Annotated in this window: 17 protein-coding genes; 8 read left to right on the top strand and 9 right to left on the bottom strand. The window is 66.5% G+C overall.

Going from position 1 to position 18,449, the window contains the following annotated elements:
* Nucleotides 1-228 precede the first annotated feature (228 nt).
* Complete coding sequence (locus ABZX37_RS13515) at nucleotides 229-1,068, top strand: DegV family protein (RefSeq protein WP_354739180.1); 840 nt, start codon at nucleotides 229-231, stop codon at nucleotides 1,066-1,068.
* Here ABZX37_RS13515 and ABZX37_RS13510 read toward each other — a convergent pair.
* Complete coding sequence (locus ABZX37_RS13510; protein WP_354739178.1) at nucleotides 1,046-1,477, bottom strand: hypothetical protein; 432 nt, start codon at nucleotides 1,475-1,477, stop codon at nucleotides 1,046-1,048. The genes ABZX37_RS13515 and ABZX37_RS13510 overlap by 23 nt on opposite strands.
* 53 nt (nucleotides 1,478-1,530) lie before the next feature.
* Between ABZX37_RS13510 and ABZX37_RS13505 the strand changes: the two genes are divergently transcribed.
* From ABZX37_RS13505 to ABZX37_RS13495, 3 genes are read left to right on the top strand one after another with little or no spacing between them, the layout of a single operon-like run.
* Nucleotides 1,531-2,304, top strand: coding sequence for a class I SAM-dependent methyltransferase (locus ABZX37_RS13505; protein ID WP_354739176.1), 774 nt, complete (start codon nucleotides 1,531-1,533; stop codon nucleotides 2,302-2,304).
* Nucleotides 2,301-3,830 carry a glycoside hydrolase family 57 protein gene (locus tag ABZX37_RS13500; RefSeq protein WP_354739175.1) on the top strand — a complete coding sequence of 510 codons (1,530 nt, stop codon included), beginning with the start codon at nucleotides 2,301-2,303 and terminating at the stop codon, nucleotides 3,828-3,830. The genes ABZX37_RS13505 and ABZX37_RS13500 overlap by 4 nt, the downstream gene beginning before the upstream one ends.
* Before the next feature lie 17 nt (nucleotides 3,831-3,847).
* On the top strand, nucleotides 3,848-4,339 hold the full coding sequence (locus ABZX37_RS13495) for a glutathione peroxidase (RefSeq protein WP_354739173.1): 492 nt from the start codon (nucleotides 3,848-3,850) through the stop codon (nucleotides 4,337-4,339).
* A gap of 527 nt (nucleotides 4,340-4,866) precedes the next feature.
* Here ABZX37_RS13495 and ABZX37_RS13490 read toward each other — a convergent pair.
* On the bottom strand, nucleotides 4,867-6,681 hold the full coding sequence (locus tag ABZX37_RS13490) for a sugar-binding domain-containing protein (RefSeq protein WP_354739171.1): 1,815 nt from the start codon (nucleotides 6,679-6,681) through the stop codon (nucleotides 4,867-4,869).
* A 531-nt stretch (nucleotides 6,682-7,212) separates the two neighbouring features.
* On the opposite strand from ABZX37_RS13490, the gene ABZX37_RS13485 reads away from it, so the two are divergent.
* Nucleotides 7,213-8,466, top strand: a complete 1,254-nt coding sequence (locus ABZX37_RS13485) for a glycosyltransferase family 4 protein (RefSeq protein WP_354739169.1) — start codon at nucleotides 7,213-7,215, stop codon at nucleotides 8,464-8,466.
* 67 nt (nucleotides 8,467-8,533) lie between these two features.
* On the opposite strand, the gene ABZX37_RS13480 is transcribed toward ABZX37_RS13485, so the two are convergent.
* The 6 genes from ABZX37_RS13480 to aceA form a co-directional block, all read right to left on the bottom strand.
* The gene (locus tag ABZX37_RS13480; RefSeq protein WP_116198813.1) at nucleotides 8,534-8,995 is read right to left on the bottom strand and encodes a MarR family transcriptional regulator; all 462 of its coding nucleotides are present in this window, start codon (nucleotides 8,993-8,995) and stop codon (nucleotides 8,534-8,536) included.
* 233 nt (nucleotides 8,996-9,228) lie between these two features.
* Nucleotides 9,229-10,020: an alpha/beta hydrolase gene (locus tag ABZX37_RS13475; RefSeq protein ID WP_354739167.1), complete on the bottom strand. Its 792-nt coding sequence runs from the start codon at nucleotides 10,018-10,020 to the stop codon at nucleotides 9,229-9,231.
* Nucleotides 10,021-10,164: 144 nt separating this feature from the next.
* A complete protein-coding gene (locus tag ABZX37_RS13470) occupies nucleotides 10,165-10,569 on the bottom strand; it encodes a multidrug efflux SMR transporter (RefSeq protein ID WP_354739165.1) in 405 nt (134 codons plus the stop codon).
* Nucleotides 10,570-10,603: 34 nt separating this feature from the next.
* Complete coding sequence (locus ABZX37_RS13465) at nucleotides 10,604-10,921, bottom strand: multidrug efflux SMR transporter (protein ID WP_354739163.1); 318 nt, start codon at nucleotides 10,919-10,921, stop codon at nucleotides 10,604-10,606.
* Nucleotides 10,922-11,832: 911 nt separating this feature from the next.
* Entirely contained in the window at nucleotides 11,833-13,437 is a 1,605-nt protein-coding gene (gene aceB, locus ABZX37_RS13460; protein WP_354739161.1) for a malate synthase A, read from the bottom strand.
* Nucleotides 13,438-13,507: 70 nt separating this feature from the next.
* Nucleotides 13,508-14,797 (bottom strand): isocitrate lyase, encoded by a 1,290-nt coding sequence (gene aceA / locus ABZX37_RS13455; RefSeq protein WP_354739159.1) that lies wholly within the window; start codon nucleotides 14,795-14,797, stop codon nucleotides 13,508-13,510.
* 229 nt (nucleotides 14,798-15,026) lie between these two features.
* On the opposite strand from aceA, the gene ABZX37_RS13450 reads away from it, so the two are divergent.
* The 3 genes from ABZX37_RS13450 (at nucleotide 15,027) to ABZX37_RS13440 (ending at nucleotide 17,995) form a co-directional block, all read left to right on the top strand.
* Nucleotides 15,027-16,451 (top strand): short-chain fatty acyl-CoA regulator family protein, encoded by a 1,425-nt coding sequence (locus ABZX37_RS13450; protein ID WP_344285467.1) that lies wholly within the window; start codon nucleotides 15,027-15,029, stop codon nucleotides 16,449-16,451.
* Nucleotides 16,452-16,512: 61 nt separating this feature from the next.
* Entirely contained in the window at nucleotides 16,513-17,769 is a 1,257-nt protein-coding gene (gene ilvA / locus ABZX37_RS13445) for a threonine ammonia-lyase IlvA (RefSeq protein WP_354739157.1), read from the top strand.
* Between the two features lies 1 nt (nucleotide 17,770).
* Complete coding sequence (locus tag ABZX37_RS13440) at nucleotides 17,771-17,995, top strand: GrpB family protein (RefSeq protein WP_354739155.1); 225 nt, start codon at nucleotides 17,771-17,773, stop codon at nucleotides 17,993-17,995.
* A 95-nt stretch (nucleotides 17,996-18,090) separates the two neighbouring features.
* Here ABZX37_RS13440 and ABZX37_RS13435 read toward each other — a convergent pair whose 3' ends face one another.
* Nucleotides 18,091-18,435, bottom strand: coding sequence for a nuclear transport factor 2 family protein (locus tag ABZX37_RS13435; protein ID WP_354739154.1), 345 nt, complete (start codon nucleotides 18,433-18,435; stop codon nucleotides 18,091-18,093).
* Nucleotides 18,436-18,449 lie beyond the last annotated feature (14 nt).

The raw sequence follows: 18,449 nt of genomic DNA, 5'->3' as shown, positions 1-18,449 counted from the left end.
TCCCGGTTGGGGCCGGCTCTCGGCCGCGGGACAGTGCTCTACTGAGCGGTAGATTAGGGGCAATTCTGCGGCCGGACCCCTCGAGGTGACGGCATTCACCTGGATGAGCAATCTATTGGGACCATCGTCCCGGTAGTTGACCAGTTAGCCCGTCCAGCGCGCCGCTCGCCCGATCGGAGCAACGGTCACTTACTCGCAGTAGGCCGTTAGGGGTTACGCTCCGGCACCATGTCCGCGCACATCGCCGTAGTCACCGACTCGACCTCGTGCCTGCCCGAGCAGCTCGCCGCTCAGTGGCGAATCAGTGTCGTCCAGGTCCAGCTGCACGTCGGGGACCAGACGGACGACGAGCACCGCTTCGACCGGAGCGAGCTCATCCAGACCATGAAATCCGGCGCGGCCGTCACGACTTCGCCGCCCGATCCGGGCGCGTTTTTCTGGACCTACCAGGACGCGGCCTCGGCAGGCGCGTCCGCCATCGTGAGCCTGCACATCTCCGGACGGCTTTCGCAGACCGTCGAAGCCGCCCGCGAAGCCGCCCAGCAAGTCCGGATTCCGGTGCACATCCTCGACAGCGGGACGGCCAGCATGAGTCTCGGCTACGCAGCGGTGTCGGCCGCCCGCGTCGCCGGGGCCGGCGGACAGCTCGAGCGAGTCCTGGACGCCGCGGAACGGCGAGTGCGCAACTCGACCGAACTGATCTACGTGGACACCCTTGAGTACTTACGGCGATCGGGGCGGATCGGTGCTGCCCAGTCGATGCTCGGAAGTGCGTTCGCGATCAAGCCGCTGCTCACCGTCCGCAACGGGGAGGTGAGCCCGCTCGCCCGTGTTCCCGGCACTAAACGAGCGATGAACCGGCTCGTCGACCTGGCCGCGAAGGCAGCCGGCGACCAACCCGTGGACCTCGCCGTGACTCGATTCGGCTCTGACGAGAGCGAGATCGTCCGGAAGTTGCGGGAGCGCGTGCCCGGCGCGGGCGAGATCGTGGTGGGCGACGCGAGCACCGTGATAGGCGCTCACGTCGGCCCGGGTGCGCTCAGCATCACGGTGTCGCCGTCGAACTGACCTCGATTCGCCGTCCCGGGACCAAAAGCACCACGAGCGGCAGCAGGACCGTCACCGCGAGCCCGCCGATGATGAGCACCTGGTCGAGCTGCGGAAAGTGCCCGACGTGGCCGGCGTGGTAGATGAGGTGCGGCACGGCGAACAGCAGGGCCGCGACCGCCACCAGCCGCGCGATAGTTGTGGTGCCCATCACTGCGGCGCCGACCAGCATCGCGCCGAGCGCCAGGCTGAGGCCGCCGAAATCGATGATGAAGTGCTCGTTGTAGGGCCCGTCCATGGAGACCCAGCCGTGCCGGAAACCGGGAAAGTCCTGGTAAAACCCCATCGGGTCGAGCAGCGGCCAGAGCCCCTGCACCAGGGTGTAGAGACCGAGCAGGATCAGGAGGATGCGCGTGATCGTCCGTTGCATGCGACTGGAACGAGACGGCTGCGCGGAACGTGACAGGCGCTAGGGTCGCGCAGGTGACCAACGCAGCCACCCGGGCCGAGGCACTGCACCTCACCGGCGAACGGACCGTCCCCGGCATCCCCGAGGAAAATTACTGGTTCCGCCGCCATGAAGCCGCATATCTCGCCCTCCTCCCCCACTGCGCCGACGCGACGGTGCTCGAAGCCGGCTGCGGCGAGGGCTACGGCGCCGGGCTCATCGCCCAGCACGCCCGTCGAGTGCTCGCGCTGGATTACGACCAGCCAACCACCGAGCACGTCGCACGCCGGTATCCAGATGTCGCCGTCGCGCGGGCGAACCTGGCATACCTCCCGCTGCGGGACGGTGCCGTCGACGTGGTGGCGAACTTCCAGGTGATCGAGCACCTGTGGGACCAGGACAGTTTCCTCGCCGAATGCTTCCGTGTCCTGCGCCCGGGCGGAAAACTGCTGGTCACGACCCCGAACCGGCTCACTTTCACTCCGGACAGCGACACCCCGCTCAACCCGTTCCACACGCGCGAACTGGCACCGTCCGAATTGGACGGACTGCTGCGCGCGGCCGGGTTCACCGTCTCGGCCCTGAACGGGCTGCACCACGCTGAAACCCTGCGTACCACCGAAACCCGCTACGGCGGTTCCATCATCGACGCGCAGCTGGACGTCGTCATGGGCTCCCTTCCCGGACAAGCCACCTGGCCCGCGGACCTCCTCTCGGACGTCGCGGCGATCCGGGCGGACGACTTCTCCGTGCACGACGACGACCTCGACGCGAGCCTCGACCTGGTCGCCGTGGCGGTGCGCCCGTGAGCGCCCGAAATCCCGCACACGAAGGCACGTTCTGCCTCGTCCTGCACAGCCACCTGCCGTGGCTGCCACACCATGGCAGCTGGCCGGTCGGCGAGGAATGGCTGTACCAGGCGTGGACGCATTCGTACCTGCCGGTCGTCGACCTGCTGCGCCGTTTCGCCGCTGAGGGGCGACGCGACGTCTTGACGCTCGGCATGACGCCAGTCCTCGCCGCGCAGCTTGACGATCCGTATGCCATCCGCGCCTGCCACGACTGGGTCGGCCACTGGCAGCTGCGCACGCAGCACGCATCGACGCTCTGGCACGGCGATCCGTTGCTGCGCGACCTCGCCGCCGCCGAGCACCAAGCCGCGATGCACGCCACCGAGGAACTGGAAACGCGCTGGCGGCACGGTTTCTCGCCGATCCTGCGGTCGCTTGTGGACAGTGACACGATCGAGCTGCTCGGCGGGCCGCTGGCACATCCGTTCCAGCCGTTGCTGGACCGGCGGGTGCGACGGTTCGCCCTCCAAGCAGGGTTGGAGGACACCGCGCTGCGCATTGGCCGCGCACAAGAGGGTATTTGGGCACCTGAATGTGGTTATGCACCGGGAATGGAACAAGATTATCACGACGCTGGCGTGCGACGCTTCCTTGTCGATGGCCCTTCACTCCATGGTGACACCTCGGCCGCGCATCCCGTCGGCGACTCCGATGTCGTCTGCTTCGGCCGCGATCTCGAAGTCACGTACCGGGTTTGGTCGCCGAAAGCAGGCTATCCAGGCCATGCGGCGTATCGCGATTTCCACACCTGGGCGCACGAAGTCGGACTGAAGGCGTCGCGAGTCACCGGAAAAACCGTTGAGCCACAAGACAAAGCCCCGTATGACCCCGCGCTCGCCGCAGACGTTCTGGGTTCACACGTCAAGGACTTCGTCGAAACAGTCGTCGCACGGCTGCGATCGCTCCGTGAACAACACGGCCGCGAAGCGCTGGTGGTTGCCGCCTACGACACGGAGCTCTTCGGGCACTGGTGGCACGAAGGTCCCGCGTGGCTCGAAGGAATCCTGCGCGCGCTGCCCGAGGCAGGCGTCCGCGTGACCACACTGCGCGGCGCGCTCGAGGCTGGCCATCTGGGCGAGCCGGTCCAGCTGCCCGCGTCCTCGTGGGGCTCCGGCAAGGACTGGCGAGTCTGGGACGGCGAACAGGTGGCGGACATGGTGCAGGACAACACCGCGCTGCAGACCCGACTGCTCGACTTGGTCGACAAGCAGGATGGGACCACTCGCGACACCGTCGCCGATCAGGCCGTCGCCGAGGCGATGATGGCGCTGTCCAGCGACTGGGCGTTCATGGTCACCAAAGACTCCGCCGCCGACTACGCCCGCCGGCGCGCCCGCGTGCACACCGAACGATTCGACGCCCTGGCAGGGTTGCTCCGCAGCGGGGATCGAGCTCGCGCGCTTGCCCTGGCCGAGGAATACCGCCGGGCCGACGGCCCGTTCGGACATCTGGATGCGCGCGTCCTGCGCCGTCCTTCCGTGTGACGATCGAAGGGAATTCCATGGGAATCCGCGACCTGCCGCTCAAGACCTTGTCCGGCGACGACGCCACTCTCGACGGCCCGCTGGCCGGCAAGACGCTGCTCGTGGTGAACGTGGCGTCGAAGTGCGGGTTGACGCCGCAGTACACCGGTTTGGAGCGACTGCAGGAACGCTACAGCGACAAGGGCTTCTCGGTTGTCGGGTTCCCGTGCAACCAGTTCGCCGGTCAGGAGCCAGGCACCGCGGAGGAAATCCAGACGTTCTGCTCCACCACGTACGGAGTTTCGTTCCCGCTGTTCGAGAAGATCGACGTCAACGGCGAAGGTCGGCACCCGCTCTACGCGAGCATCACGGGAACCCCCGACGCGGACGGCGAAGCCGGCGACGTGCAGTGGAACTTCGAGAAGTTCTTGATCAGCCCGGACGGCTCGGTGCTCGGTCGGTTCCGCCCGCGTACAGAGCCTGAAGACGAGACGATCGTCGCGGCCATCGAAGCGGCGCTGCCTGCTTGAGCTTCGGTCGTGCTCTCCGGCCTGCGTTTTTCCTGGCCGGAGAGCATTCGCCGTTTTTCGGCAACTGACTACCAGCGTCGCGTCAGCCGGGTTCTGCGGAGGAGATACCGCTGGCCGTTGACTTGTGCCGTTGCCGTTCAGTGGCGAAAGGTCTGGCGTTCCTCACGCCTGCTCGCCCGCGGCAGTTATCGCCTCTCATCGACAATTGCCGACCAACGACATAAGCCGCCACGGATCGTCTTCGCCAGGCGCAGCAAAGTCAGCCTTGGGGACGCCGGGCACCCCGATGCCGTCGCCGTTCACAGGCAAATTCGGCACCACTGGGTCGCCGCAGCGCTGTAGCCGCTGACCGGCGAGGGCGCGAAGCAGCACCTCCGCTCCGGGCGGCATCACGTCACCCTCGATATGCCGTCGGCCAGTTCGTCGCCGGTGAGCAGCGAACCGCAAGGTGGCCTGGTTTGCCCCCAGGCCACAGCCCCTGTGCAGGGCTGCATATCTTGTCTTGCCGCTCAGTGGCGAATCGCAGGTCAACGGCTGTCCGGAGCCTCGTCAGCCAACTCGGCAGCGGTCTTCACCTCGGGGTACGAACCACGCGCGATCACCGCTCGGTTGTGGTTCGCGGCGTCGGCGAAGTCGAGCTTCTGCACTCGGCGGTCGTAGGTGAGGAGGCCGTTCACTTCGTTCTCCACATCAGTGGTCTGAGTGTAGATCGCGCCGGACAATCCCAGCTCGGAAACCAACCCTTCGAGGCGTTCGCTCACCTCCGCGTACCGGCGAGTGAGGTGTGCCGAATCGGTCGTCATTTCGTAGGCATTGGGCTGACCTGGCCAAATGTGGTCTTCTAGGACTAAGCCCAGGCCGCCGTATTCGCCGTCCACTAATGCGCGATGGTCCCCCTCACGCGGCTCCCCCGGCCCGACATACGTGTGGTCGTCGTAGATGTCGCCGGCCCCGGCGTCCGGGCGGGAGAAGCAACAGTTCACGCCGCTGTTGGCGATCACCAGCCGGGTCGGGTCGAGTTCCTTCACGAGTGCTGCCATCCGGGCCGTATCGAATTCTCCCCAGCCTTCGTTGAACGGCACCCAGGCGACGATCGACGTGACATTGCGCAGCTGGGCGATCATTTCCCGCAGCTCGGCCTCGAATCGCCGCTGTCCTTCGGGCAAGGGATCCGGCGCGTGCCCGGGCGGGCCAGCGAACGAGACGACCAGCGACGGCATGTCCTGCCAGACAGCCAAACCCAGCCGGTCCGCCCAGTAGTACCAGCGCGCGGGCTCGACCTTGACGTGCTTGCGAACCAGGTTGAACCCGAGTTCCTTCGTCTTCTCGAGATCGAACCTGAGCGCCTCGTCCGTCGGAGCCGTGTAACCGCCGTCCGGCCAGTAGCCCTGGTCGAGTGGTCCGTGCAGGAAGGTGATCCGGCCGTTCAACGCGATTCGTGGCCGTCCGTCGACATCCGGGACGATTTCTACCGTTCGCAGGCCGCAGTAACTGGCAACCTCGTCCAGGACATCACCGTGCGCATCCAGAAGGCGGACAGTGATGTCATAGAGAAACGGATCATCCGGAGACCACGGATGGGGTTCCGGAAGGTTAGCCCGCAACAGTGCGCCGGCGGTGCCCCGAACACGCGCCGCCTCGTTGCCGTTTTGCGGCGAAACGATCAACTCCACTTGAGTGCCACCAGCGACCTGCGGAAACACCGAGACACTACACAGGTCCGAGGTGACTTCGAGGCCGGAAATGTGCTCGTTCGGCACCGGCTCGACCCACACGGTCTGCCAGATTCCCGACGTCGGCGTGTAGCAGATACCGCCAGGTTCGTTGCGCTGCTTGCCGATCGGGTACGGCTCGATGTCCGTACGGTCCTCTGCGCGAACGGTAATTTCCTGCGGTCCTGATGCACGGAGCGCATCCGTGATGTCCGCTGAGAACGACGTGTACCCGCCCTCATGGGTGACCACCGTCTGGTTGTTGACCCGCACTTCGGCTTTCTGGTCGACTGCACCGAAATGCAGCAATACCCGTCGCCCGCTCCAGCTTTCCGGAACCTCGAACAGCCGCCGGTACCACAGCACTTCGTCGCGTCGGCCGATTCCGGAGAGCGCGGATTCCGGCGCGAAGGGAACCAGGATGCGTTCGCTGTAGCCGACGGGCCGCGGCTCCGTGGGCGAAGCAGGCCAGCCCGCGTACTCCCAGATGCCGTTGAGGTTCAGCCATTCCGGCCGGCGCAACTGGGGACGCGGGTACTCGGGCAGCACCGCGGCCGGGTCGACTCGGTCGGTCCACGGTGTGGTCAGCGGCGGATCCGCGCGCTGCCATTCGGGCTCTGTTGGAGTCATCACCGATCATGGTGGCAGAGAATCGCGATCCGCGGCATGGCTTGAGGGATGCTCGGGCAGCCGGTGAACGGGTTCTGATCGATGGCCGATGTCGACTGCCGACGGTCGGCGGCTGATGGCTGGTTCTCGGCGGAGCCTCCTGCGACGACATCGTGGAGCTGGTGTCGACGACCGTTTCGCCGTTCAGTGGCTAATAGCTGGTCAGCCGCTGGCGAGCCCGCTTCAGCGCGAGGTAGCAACGGGTGCCAGCAGCGAGTGAAGGCTGCAGTCTCAGCAGGTGACTGCGGTAGGAACTCGTGCATCGGCTTGGCGGTCGTTACCGGCTTGGAACAGCAGTGCTGAGCTGCGCGGATACTGTCGTCGCAGGCTGGCCAACCGGCCGATTAGAGGCTGTTGCCGTTTTTTGGCGAAACGCTCTGAACAGCGGATTCTCCACTGCTCGGGCACTTTTCAGCCGGATGTCGACGCGGCTTTCCGGCGGTCGTTCGGGCGGCCGCCCCAGGGTAAGCGACTGGCGAGTAACCTCGGGCCATGCGCGTGCTGATGTTGTCCTGGGAGTATCCGCCGGTGGTCATCGGCGGGCTGGCCCGGCACGTTCACGCGCTGGCGCGGCACCTCGCGCTGCAGGGCCACGAGGTAGTCGTCCTCTGTCGGCACACCGCAGGCACCGACGCGTCGACGCATCCGCGCAGCGACCGGGTCATCGAGGGGGTCCGGGTCGTCCGCGTGGCCGAGGATCCGATGCACCTGACCTTCGAGCGGGATCTCGTCGCGTGGACGCTCGCTATGGGCCACGCCATGATCCGGGCGGCGCAGGATTTGCTCCGCACGTGGCAACCCGACGTCGTCCATGCCCACGATTGGCTGGTCACGCATCCGGCGATCGCTGTCGCTGAGGCTGCTCGGGTGCCGCTCGTCGGGACGATCCATGCGACCGAAGCGGGCCGGCATTCGGGTTGGCTGTCCCATCCGCTCAACCAGCAGGTGCATTCGGTCGAATGGTGGCTGGCCAATCGCGCCGACGCGGTGATCACCTGTTCGCAGGCTATGTGCAAAGAGGTCGCGCACCTCTTCGAGATCGACCCGGCCGACGTCGCGGTGATCCACAACGGCATCGAGGGACGCAGTTGGCGCGTGTCGTCCGGCGAAGTCGCGAGGATGCGGGCGCAGCACAGTCCGGACGGTGATCCGTTCCTGCTGTTCTTCGGTCGGCTGGAGTGGGAAAAGGGCGTGCAAGACCTGCTGGCCGCGCTACCCCGGATCCGCCGTCAGTTCCCCGGGACGCGAGTGGTCGTTGCCGGGAAAGGGCGACATCACGACGAACTCGTCGCGCAGGCCCGGAAGCTGCGGATTCGCCGGGCGGTGGACTTCGTCGGTCATCTCTCCGACCGCGACTTACGCGCTCTCCTGGCCGCTGCCGACGCGGTCGTGCTGCCGAGCCGGTACGAGCCGTTCGGGATCGTTGCGCTGGAGGCTGCGGCTGCGAAGGCACCGTTGGTGGCTTCGACCGCAGGCGGGCTCGGCGAGGTTGTCATCGACGGGGAGACCGGTCTGGCGTTCGCGCCGGGTGATGTCTCCGGGCTCGCCTCGTCCGTGACAACTGTCTTGAGCGACGTTCCGGCCGCGACCCGGCGGGCGCGTGCGGCGCAGGCTCGGCTCGGCGCGGACTTCGATTGGGGGCGGATCGCGGAGGCGACCGTCGAGGTTTACCGGCGGGCGCGTCTCGGCGAGCCGGTAGAGTTGGGGCGGCCGAAGATCGCGACTGGCAACGCGTTCGAGGTGTAGGACGCGCCGCTCGGCGGAGGCTCGCGAGATTCGCCGTTCAGTGGCGAATCCCTGATCAGGACACTTGTCAGCGGGGGTCGACGGCGGCGATCAGGTCGCGGTAGTCGGGGTCTGCTGCCACGCGGTCGAAGGCGCTCGCCAGGGCAGCTTCGTAGACCGGGACGGCTTTGCGCAACGTGACGCGTCCGGCGTCGGTGATTCCGGTGTAGACGCCGCGGCGGTCGTATTCGCAGAGACGTCGTTCGGTCAGACCGGTACGCTCAAGGCGGCCGACGAGGCGAGTCGCGGAGCTCTGGTTGAGCGACGTCGCGTCAGCCAGTTCCTGCATGCGGAGCTCGCCGTCGGGGCGGTCGGCTAGCGACATCAGGGCGACGAACTCCGAGAAGCCCAGGTGCAACTGCCGTTGCAACGCTTGCTCGACCTCGTGGTCGACGCGGCTGCGAAGGGCCATCATGCGGGGCCACATCGCGCCGAGGGTGGTGAGTTTCGCCCCTGCTGACTTGCGTCCAGGGGAAGGTGTGGTGGCCACGCGAACGACCTCTCCGGCAAACCTTGTCCAGCACCGAGAAGCGGTGCAGAGACCTCTTGTATAGCACATGTGCGTGCATGCAATTGAGCGCTCGGCGAGCCTCGCATCGCCGGGAGACCGTTGAGCTGCGCGGCATGGGGCTGGCGAGAGCCGGGCATTCTGGTCGAGTGCGGCCTGGACGCATCGTCGGCTGCGTAGTTAACAGTCCGGCTTGGAGTGATTGGCGAAACCGGTCAGGCCAACGTCCGCAGGAACTGTTGCAGCAACGGGTTGACCTGCTCTGGGTGAGTCAGGGTCGGAGTGTGGGCCGCACCGTGGATGACGTGCACGTCGCCAGCGTTTGGCAGGCGTTCGCCCAGCAGGTCCATACGGTCGCGCGGGAGGGAAACGTCCTGCTCGCCACACATCAGCAGCGTCGGACAGGTGATTTCGTTCAAGCGGTTCGAGACGTCGTCTCGCTCCAGCAGGCAGTGCGCGGCCGGGCCTAGCGGCAGCGCGGGAGCGGCACGCCATCGTGCGCATAATTCGCTACGGAGGGCCGATTCTCCGAGCAGTTGCGTGGACAGGGGTATGATCAGGTCATCAACTGGTCCGTATTCGCGTAAGGCTGCGAACATGCCGCCGTAGGCTGCCTTGTCGGCTGGGTCGCACGGTGTTGCTTCGGTGTCCCACAGCACCAATCCTGCGACCCGCTCGGGTGCCAGCAGCGCAATTCGTAGCGCCGTGAAGCCGCCTTGGGAAAGTCCGCCTACGACAGCGCGCTCGATGCCGAGGTGGTCCAGCAGGCCGAGTGCGTCTTTGGCCTGGTCCCAATAGGTGTATGACGTGCTGACGTCGTCGTCCGGGGTTTGTCCGTGGCCGCGGGCGTCCCAGGTGATCAGGCGCTGCTCCGGCGCGAGCATCTCTGCTTGCGGCGAGAAGGTTGAGTGATCCAGGAAGTAGCCGTGTCCCAGCAACAAGGCCGGTCCGTCTCCCCCGGTGTCAGCGAAGAAGATCGGGCGGTCGTTAACCGTCGCCATGGGCATTCGACTGGCCTCCAGGTTCTTCGCAGGCAGTGGTGCCGCGCCGGTGCAGCGTAGTGAAAAAGCCGTGATTACTGTGCCTGTGGCGAGATTTAGGCAGGTTGGCGGCCGCTGGCGAGTGTCAGTGGGACGTCGGACTGGATACGGTCAGTCGTCGGATTTCGCCGAATCGGTTGAGCCGCCAGCAAGTTTGAGGCAGATGACTCCGGTGATGATCACTGCGAGGAACAGAATGCGCAGCGGTCCCAGGCTTTCGCCGAAGATGATCGCGCCGAAGATCGCCGCACCGCTCGCGCCGATCCCGGTCCAGACCGCGTAGCCGACGCCGACGTCGATGGTGCGCAAGGCCAGGCTGAGGGTGAAGATCGTTGCGGCGGCAGTGATCACGGTGGCGATCGACCACGACAGGTTGGTGAAGCCGCGACTGCCGTCCGTGCTGACGGCGAACGCGATTTCGCAGACACCGGCGAAGAGGAGAATGCCCCACGCTCGGCGACTGGTCTGCGTCTTTTCCGGTGCGACGACTGGTGCGGCTTCTGGCTGAACGGACACGACGGAAATCCTTTCGAGGGCAGGAAGAAGAGAGTCAGGCACCGGTCAGCTGAAGGCCGATGATGCCGCAGACCACCAGGCCGAAGCCGATGAGCTTGCGCCAGTTGAGCTTCTCTTTGAAGATCAGCGCGCCCAGCAGCACGATGCCGACCGAGCCGAGACCAGTCCAGATCGCATAGCCGACGCCGACGTCCATGGTCAGCAGGGCGCGGCTGAGGAAAAAGATGCCGCCGGCCGCCATGACCAGCGTGAACACCGACGGCCACAGCTTGGTGAACCCGTCGGTTGCGTTGGCCCCGAGCGCGAAAGCGATCTCGAAGAACACAGCGATGCCGAGGTAGAGCCAGTGCATGGTTTCTCCGGGTGAGAGTGAGATCGGAAGCTGCTCGGCACCCTCGCCGGCGACGCTCCCCCAGGTAGTTACATGTGCAATATATGTATGTCGAATCAAATAGGCAAGGGGTGATCAGCAGGCGGGAGGAGGAGTGCCGGGGTCGCTGCCGATGGAACGGGCTGCGGTGGCCAGCGGCGCGCTGGTTGCTCAAAAAGCGGTGTTGACCAGGTATTCGCCACTGAGCGGCGACGGTAGTTCGGGCGACCGCCGCCGGGATCGGCGACTTCTGCGCGGCCCGTTCAGGTCAATCGACAGGACGGGGCGAGGTGTCTGATTTCGACGGGGCCGTCCGTCCGGAGCGCGTTGGCTTGGCGCGGTCGGGGCCCGGATACCGGTTAAGCAGATCGGACGTTCGGTTCGGCAAAGACCCTCGCGGAACGCGGCTGTTCGACGGGACGCGCCTGGCCGGATGGATCGGGCTGCTGGACGCGTCCAAGCTGAGCAGGGTGAACAGGCCGGAGAACGAGCGCGACTCGTGGGCAGGCACTAGCAAGGACCCGAGAGCGAACGGCTCGTCCTGATGGTCCCGGAATCTAGCAAAGAGCCGCGTATGAGCGCCCAGAAAGCCGGGCGACGCCAGCACGACACGAACGACCTCAAGCGAAGCCCGGAAGCGAGCAAAACCCAGGCCAAGCCCCAGCGCGAAGCCCCGACATCAGACCGAAAGCCCAAGCCCAGAGCGTCAGAAAACTCCGCGGAAACCGAAAACCCGCGCCTCTCGCCGCTCAGCGGCGAAAGAGCGCGGGTCCGGAAAGACCCGGGTCCGGTGGCGGGGAGCCTCCGCCACCGGACCCGTTCCCAGCACCATCCCAAAATGTGGTGCGGGGTAACCGGTCGCCGGTGGTCAGGTCACTGGCGACCGGAGCTTGTCACCGCTCGGTCAGGTAGCGGGCGTAGGCGACCGTCGTGAGGAAGCTCGGCAGTTTCTCGCCGAGGGCGGTCTCGGTGAAGATCGCCCGGGCATCGTCGAGACGGGCCGACGGGCTGAGGTCTGCGCGGACCTTCGCCAGTTCGTCGTCCAGGAATTCGCCGGCCAGCTCGTGGGTCAGCGCCGTGCCGTCCTCGAGCTTCGTGCCGTTGCGGATCCACTGCCACACCTGGCACCGCGCGATCTCGGCCGTCGCGGCGTCTTCCATGAGGTTGTGGATCGCCGCGGCACCGGTGCCGCGCAGCCAGGAGTCGATGTAGCGGAGGGCGACGTTGATGTTCGCCCGCACGCCCGCTTCGGTGACCTCACCGCCGGCGCTTGCGACGTCGAGCAGGTCCGAAGCGTCGACCGTCACGTCTTCGCGCAGCTTGCCGAGCTGGTTCGGCCAGCCGCCGAGCACGCGGTCGAAGACCTCGCGGCACACCGGGACCAGGCCGGGGTGCGCGACCCACGAACCGTCGAAGCCGTCACCGGCCTCGCGTTCCTTGTCCTGGCGGACCTTTTCGAGCGCGTTCTCGTTGGTGACCGGGTCCTTGCTCGGGATGAACGCCGCCATCCCGCCGATCGCGTGCGCCCCGCGACGGTGGCAGGTGCTGACGAGCAGTTCGGTGTAGGCGCGCATGAAGGGGACCGTCATCGTCACCTGGGCGCGGTCCGGCAGCACGAAGTCGGCACCGTGCGCGGAGAAGTTCTTGATGACGCTGAAGATGTAGTCCCAACGCCCGGCGTTCAGGCCCGCCGCGTGCTCGCGCAGTTCGTAGAGGATCTCGTCCATCTCGAACGCCGCAGTGATCGTCTCGATCAGCACGGTCGCGCGGATCGTGCCGCGCGGGATGCCGAGTTCCTTCTGCGCCAGCAGGAACACGTCGTTCCACAGCCGCGCTTCCTGGTGGCTTTCCAGCTTCGGCAGGTAGAAGTACGGGCCGCTGCCGCGGGCCAGGAGCTGCCGGGCGTTGTGGAAGAAGTACAGGCCGAAGTCCACGAGGCTCGCCGAAACCGGGCGGCCGTCGATGCGGATGTGCTTCTCGACCAGGTGCCAGCCGCGGGGGCGGGCGACGATCGTCGCCGGGTCGTCGCCGATCGTGTAGCGCTTGCCCGCTTCGGTGGTGAAGTCGATGTTGCGGCGGATGGCGTCGAACAGGTTGAGCTGGCCGTCGACGACGTTGTGCCAGGTCGGCGAGGTCGCGTCCTCGAAGTCGGCCAGCCAGACCTTCGCGCCGGAGTTGAGCGCGTTGACCGTCATCTTCCGGTCGGTCGGGCCGGTGATCTCCACGCGCCGGTCCTCGAGACCGGGCGCGGTGGGGGCGATGTGCCAGCTCTCGTCCGAACGGATCGACCGGGTCTCGGGCAGGAAGTCCAGCTGCTCCTCCCCCGACTGCAGCCGCTCGCGACGGCGGCGGCGCTCGTCGAGGAGTTCGCGGCGGCGTCCGGCGAAGGTGTTGTCGAGTTTGGCTACGAAGTCCAGTGCTGCCGGGGTGAGGATCTCGGCGAAGCGGCCATCGGCGGGCCCGGTGACCTCGATGCGGGTGTTCAACGTGTCAGCCATCTCGTACCTCCGCGAAGGGGGAAAGGGAAGGGGCGGGCCGGCGACCGGAATCGCCGGCCCGCGGGGTGCGTCAGTGGAACTGGTCTTCTTCGGTCGAGCCCTTGAGCGCGGTGGTCGAGCTCTCCGGGTTCAGCGCGGTGGACACCAGGTCGAACCAGCCGGTGCCGACCTCGCGCTGGTGCTTCGTCGCGGTGTAGCCGCGCTCCTCCGAAGCGAACTCGCGCTCCTGCAGGTCGACGTAGGCGCTCATGCCTTCGCGGGCGTAGCCGTGCGCCAGGTCGAACATCGAGTAGTTCAGCGCGTGGAAGCCGGCCAGCGTGATGAACTGGAACTTGTAGCCCATGGCGCCGAGCTCGCGCTGGAACCGCGCGATGGTGTCGTCGTCGAGGTGCTTCTTCCAGTTGAACGACGGCGAGCAGTTGTAGGCCAGCATCTGGTCCGGGTACTGCGCCTTGATCGCCTCGGCGTACTTGCGGGCGACCTCGAGGTCCGGCGTGGAGGTCTCCATCCACAGCAGGTCGGCGTACTGCGCGTAGGCCAGGCCGCGGTCGATGCACGGCTCGATGCCGTTGTTGACCTCGTAGAAGCCCTCAGCGGTACGGCCGCCGGTCAAGTACTTCTGGTCGCGCTCGTCGACGTCGCTGGTCAGCAGGGTCGCGGCCTGCGCGTCGGTGCGGGCGACGACCAGGGACGGCACGTTCAGCACGTCGGCGGCGAGACGGGCGGCGTTCAGGGTGCGCTCGTGCTGCTTGGTCGGGATGAGGACCTTGCCGCCGAGGTGGCCGCACTTCTTCTCGGAAGCGAGCTGGTCTTCCCAGTGCACGCCCGCGGCACCGGCCGCGATCATGCCCTTCATCAGCTCGAACGCGTTCAGCGGACCGCCGAAGCCTGCCTCCGCGTCGGCGACGATCGGGGCGAACCAGTCGATGTCGCCGTTGCCCTCGGCCCAGTTGATCTGGTCGGCGCGGCCCAGCGCGTTGTTGATGCGGCGGACGACGGCCGGGACCGAGTTGGCCGGGTAGAGGCTCTGGTCCGGGTAGGTCTGGCCGGAGAGGTTGGCGTCGGCGGCGACCTGCCAGCCGGACAGGTAGATGGCCTTCAGGCCGGCGCGCACCTGCTGCACGGCCTGGTTGCCGGTGAGGGCGCCCAGCGCGTGGACGTAGTCCTCGCTGTGCAGCAGCTCCCACAGCTTCTCCGCGCCGCGGCGGGCGAGGGTGTGCTCTTCGACGACCGAACCGCGAAGCTTCACGACGTCGGCGGCGGAGTAGGTCCGCTGGACACCCGCCCAGCGGGGGTCGGTCTTCCACTGCTCGGCCAGCTCGGCCGCCGCCTGCTCGAGCTGATTGGCCTGCTCGGTCATCGGACTCTCCCGTGTTGCGAAGTTTGCGATTGCTCGCCTTGCCTGGTCACGACCCTGACACGAGCACGAAAACCTGGTCTACCGCTCCAATTTGCCAATTTCTGCGAAGATTGCCTAGCATGTTGCAAAGGTTGCGAATCAGCCGTTCGCAACCGCAGCGAAAATTCGCGGGCTTGATCGTTCACGTAATCGTTCAGGCCCGGAAACCTTCCGGCCGGACGGAGCACTCATGGACAAAACTTTCGCCGGGGCGCGGCTGCGGCATTTGCGCGAAAGCCGGTCGATGAGCCAGGCGGACCTCGCCCGTGTGCTCGAGATCTCACCCAGTTACCTCAATCAGATCGAGCACAACTCGCGCCCGCTGACGGTGCCAGTGCTGCTGCGGATCACGCAGGCGTTCGGCGTCGACACAGAGTTTTTCGCCAACAACGACACGTCGCGGCTTGTCGCCGATGTGAAGGAAGCCCTGCTTGACGAGGCGGTGGGCGTCGAAGCGACCACGAGCGAACTGAACGACCTGGCCAGCAACCTGCCGTCTATCGCCCAGGCGCTGGTCAAACTGCACCGCAGCTACCGCAACGCGGTCGAGAGCACGGCCGCGCTGACCACGGAAAATGGCCTGGGCCTGCACGGGAGCGCCGCCGCACCGTTGCCGCACGAGGAGGTCCGCGACTTCTTCTACGAGCGGGAGAACTACGTCGCCGAACTCGATGAGCGCGCCGAACGGATGGCCGCTGAGATCCCGCTGCGGCGCGGAGCGGTGCTCGGGTCGCTCAAGGAACGGCTGTGGCAGCGCTACGGCGTCGACGTGACAAGCGAGGGCATCAACGAATCCGCAGGTGAACAGCACCGGTACGAGCCGGCGACGCGGGTGTTGCGGCTGGCGCCGAGCCTGCGGGTCGGACAGCAGGCGTTCCGGATGGCGTCTCAGATCGCACTGCTGGAATACGACGACCTGATCACCGAACTTGCCGATTCGTGGGCGTTTTCCGGCCCGGCCGCGCGGACGCTCGCGCGGGTCGGCCTTGCGAACTACTTCGCCGGCGCGCTGATCCTCCCGTACAGCCCGTTCCTGGCCGCGGCGGAGGAGTTCCGGTACGACATCGAGCGGCTTTGCGACCACTTCGGCGTCGGTTTCGAGACCACTTGCCACCGGCTGTCGACTCTTCAACGGCCAAAACAGCGCGGCGTGCCGTTCTCGTTCGTGCGCGTGGACCGGGCCGGGAACATGTCGAAACGCCAGTCCGCGGCGGGTTTTCACTTCTCGCGCGTCGGCGGCGCTTGCCCGTTGTGGAACATCTACGAGGCTTTCACCTCGCCGGGCAAGATCCTCACGCAGATCGCCGCGCTCCCGGACGGCAAGCGGTACTTCTGGGTCGCGCGGACGGTGTCGCGCAACATCGGCGGCTACGGCAGCCCGGGCAAAACATTCACCGTCGGTCTCGGCTGCGAGCTGCGGCACGCCGGCCGGCTGATCTACTCAACCGGCCTTGACCTGGACGAACCCGCCGCCGCGACACCGATCGGCATGGGGTGCAAAGTGTGCGACCGGCCTGCTTGTTCGCAACGCGCGTTTCCGGCGATCGGCAAGCCGCTCACGGTCGACGAAAACACCAGCACCTTCGTCCCGTACCCGGCGGTGCCGAAGACGTGAACGCAGCCTGTGACGTGAGTGCCCCGTAAGTGGTCACCGGGTGCGAAGTACATTCACCCGAGTGCACGACATCGACACGGTGAACGCAGAACTGGTCGAGCAGGCCGCCGAACGGCTCGCGGGCGTGGTCACGCGCACGCCCCTTGAGCCCAACGCGCGTCTCTCGTCCCGCGTAGACGCGCGCGTCTGGCTTAAGCGCGAAGACCAGCAGACGGTGCGCTCGTACAAGATCCGCGGCGCGTACAACTTCATCGTGCAGCTCGACGCTGCGACGCGGGCGCGCGGTGTCGTATGTGCGAGCGCGGGCAACCACGCACAAGGTGTCGCGTACGCGTGTCGCCGTTTAGGGGCGAACGGTCGCGTGTACGTGCCGGGTACGACGCCTCGTCAGAAGCGTCAGCGCATTGCGGCGCTCGGTGGCGCGCACATCGAGGTCATCGTCGTTGGCGAGACGTACGAAGACGCCTTCGCCGCGGCTAAAGACGACGCTCACCGCACTGGGGCGACGCTCGTGCCGGCGTTCGACGATGTCCGCACTGTCGCCGGTCAGGGCACTGTCGCGCTCGAGGTGGTTTCGCAGCTCGGCTTCGTGCCAGATGTCCTGGTCGTGCCGGTCGGCGGCGGTGGGCTGCTGGCCGGGATCGCGACATGGGTCCGCGAGCGGCATCCGGACATCCGGGTCGTCGGCGTCGAACCGGCGGGCGCGATGTGCATGGCGGCGGCTATCGAGGCGGGCCAGCCGGTGCGGATCGACGCGGTCGACCCGTTCGTCGACGGTGCCGCTGTGCGCGAGGCCGGCCGGGTGACGTTCCCGTTGATCCGGGACAGCGGCGCGGATCTGACGTCCGTCGCCGAGGGCGCGGTGTGCACGGAGATGCTGTCGATGTACCAGTCGGACGGCATCATCGCCGAACCCGCGGGTGCGCTCGCGGCCGCTTCGCTCGGGACCAGCGTGCAGGTCGAGCCGGGGCAGACGGTGGTGTGCATCGTGTCCGGGGGCAACAACGACGTCAGCCGGTACAGCGAAATCCTCGAACGCTCGCTGATGCACGAGGGGTTGAAGCACTACTTCCTCGTCAGTTTCCCGCAGGAACCCGGCGCACTCCGGCGGTTCCTTGACGAAATCCTCGGGCCGGAGGACGACATCACGCGGTTCGAGTACGTGAAGCGCAACAACCGGGAGATCGGTCCGGCGCTGATCGGCGTCGAGATCCCGCGACGCGCGGACCTGCCGGGGCTGCTGGCGCGGTTGGAGAAGAGCCCGTTGCAGGTGGAGCAGGTGGAACCGGGGAGTCCGTTGTTCCACTTCTTGCTCTGAGGTGTCGCTGATTTCTCTGGTTTCGCCGCTGACTGGCGACAGGCCCGGTTGCTCCGGCCCTCCAGCGCACCACCTCGACACAGGTCACTCGTACGTGAAGCTGAAGCGATCGCTCGCCCAGCGGTTCTGTACGGACCGTGCTGCCTACACCGCCGCGAAGACCGCCTTTATCGACGACGTAGTGGCGAGGGCATTGTCGGAGCAGTCTCTCCGCAGAGACGGTTGAAGACAGTTTGTTGCTGGCCGTCGACCGGCGAATCGAGCCACGCGGAGGAGAGTTTGCGCAGTTCAGAGCGATTCGCCAAAAAACGGCAACGCCGGTCAGCCGAGTTCGGCGCTGCCCTCGCGGTAGATCTTCGCCGATGCGATCCGGTCTCCGGACAGCCGATAGAAGCCGGCGATGGCGAAAACGTGGTCCTCGCCGTTGTGGGTGAGGCGCTCAGTCAATTGGGCGGCGACCTGGTCACCGTCCGCGAGAACGTTCTCGACCGTCAACGTCGGGAGAAGTTGTTCCATCGCACCGCTGAACAGCTCGGTGAGTTCGTCGCGTCCGCGCACGACGCTGCTGCCGGTGATCCAGACGGCGTCGTCGGTGAAGCCGTCGAGGAGACCTCGAAGGTCACGGTCGTTGAAAGCGGCGACGTGCCGACGCAGGGCTTCGCTCATAAGCCGAGGTTATC

The organism is Amycolatopsis sp. NPDC004079, assembly GCF_040610415.1.
Lineage (GTDB): Bacteria > Actinomycetota > Actinomycetes > Mycobacteriales > Pseudonocardiaceae > Amycolatopsis > Amycolatopsis halotolerans.
The sequence above is the reverse complement of the archived record's forward strand: the minus strand, read 5'-3'. Positions and strand labels throughout refer to the sequence as shown.

What these genes read in the sequence shown, in the direction of transcription:
- ABZX37_RS13515 (WP_354739180.1), top strand. Translation starts at nt 229, where the DNA reads ATGTCCGCGCACATCGCCGTAGTCACCGACTCGACCTCGTGCCTGCCC.
- aceB (WP_354739161.1), bottom strand. Translation starts at nt 13,437, where the DNA reads ATGGCTGACACGTTGAACACCCGCATCGAGGTCACCGGGCCCGCCGAT.
- ABZX37_RS13495 (WP_354739173.1), top strand. Translation starts at nt 3,848, where the DNA reads ATGGGAATCCGCGACCTGCCGCTCAAGACCTTGTCCGGCGACGACGCC.
- ABZX37_RS13450 (WP_344285467.1), top strand. Translation starts at nt 15,027, where the DNA reads ATGGACAAAACTTTCGCCGGGGCGCGGCTGCGGCATTTGCGCGAAAGC.
- ABZX37_RS13510 (WP_354739178.1), bottom strand. Translation starts at nt 1,477, where the DNA reads ATGCAACGGACGATCACGCGCATCCTCCTGATCCTGCTCGGTCTCTAC.
- ABZX37_RS13435 (WP_354739154.1), bottom strand. Translation starts at nt 18,435, where the DNA reads ATGAGCGAAGCCCTGCGTCGGCACGTCGCCGCTTTCAACGACCGTGAC.
- aceA (WP_354739159.1), bottom strand. Translation starts at nt 14,797, where the DNA reads ATGACCGAGCAGGCCAATCAGCTCGAGCAGGCGGCGGCCGAGCTGGCC.
- ABZX37_RS13465 (WP_354739163.1), bottom strand. Translation starts at nt 10,921, where the DNA reads ATGCACTGGCTCTACCTCGGCATCGCTGTGTTCTTCGAGATCGCTTTC.
- ABZX37_RS13475 (WP_354739167.1), bottom strand. Translation starts at nt 10,020, where the DNA reads ATGCCCATGGCGACGGTTAACGACCGCCCGATCTTCTTCGCTGACACC.
- ABZX37_RS13490 (WP_354739171.1), bottom strand. Translation starts at nt 6,681, where the DNA reads ATGACTCCAACAGAGCCCGAATGGCAGCGCGCGGATCCGCCGCTGACC.
- ABZX37_RS13485 (WP_354739169.1), top strand. Translation starts at nt 7,213, where the DNA reads ATGCGCGTGCTGATGTTGTCCTGGGAGTATCCGCCGGTGGTCATCGGC.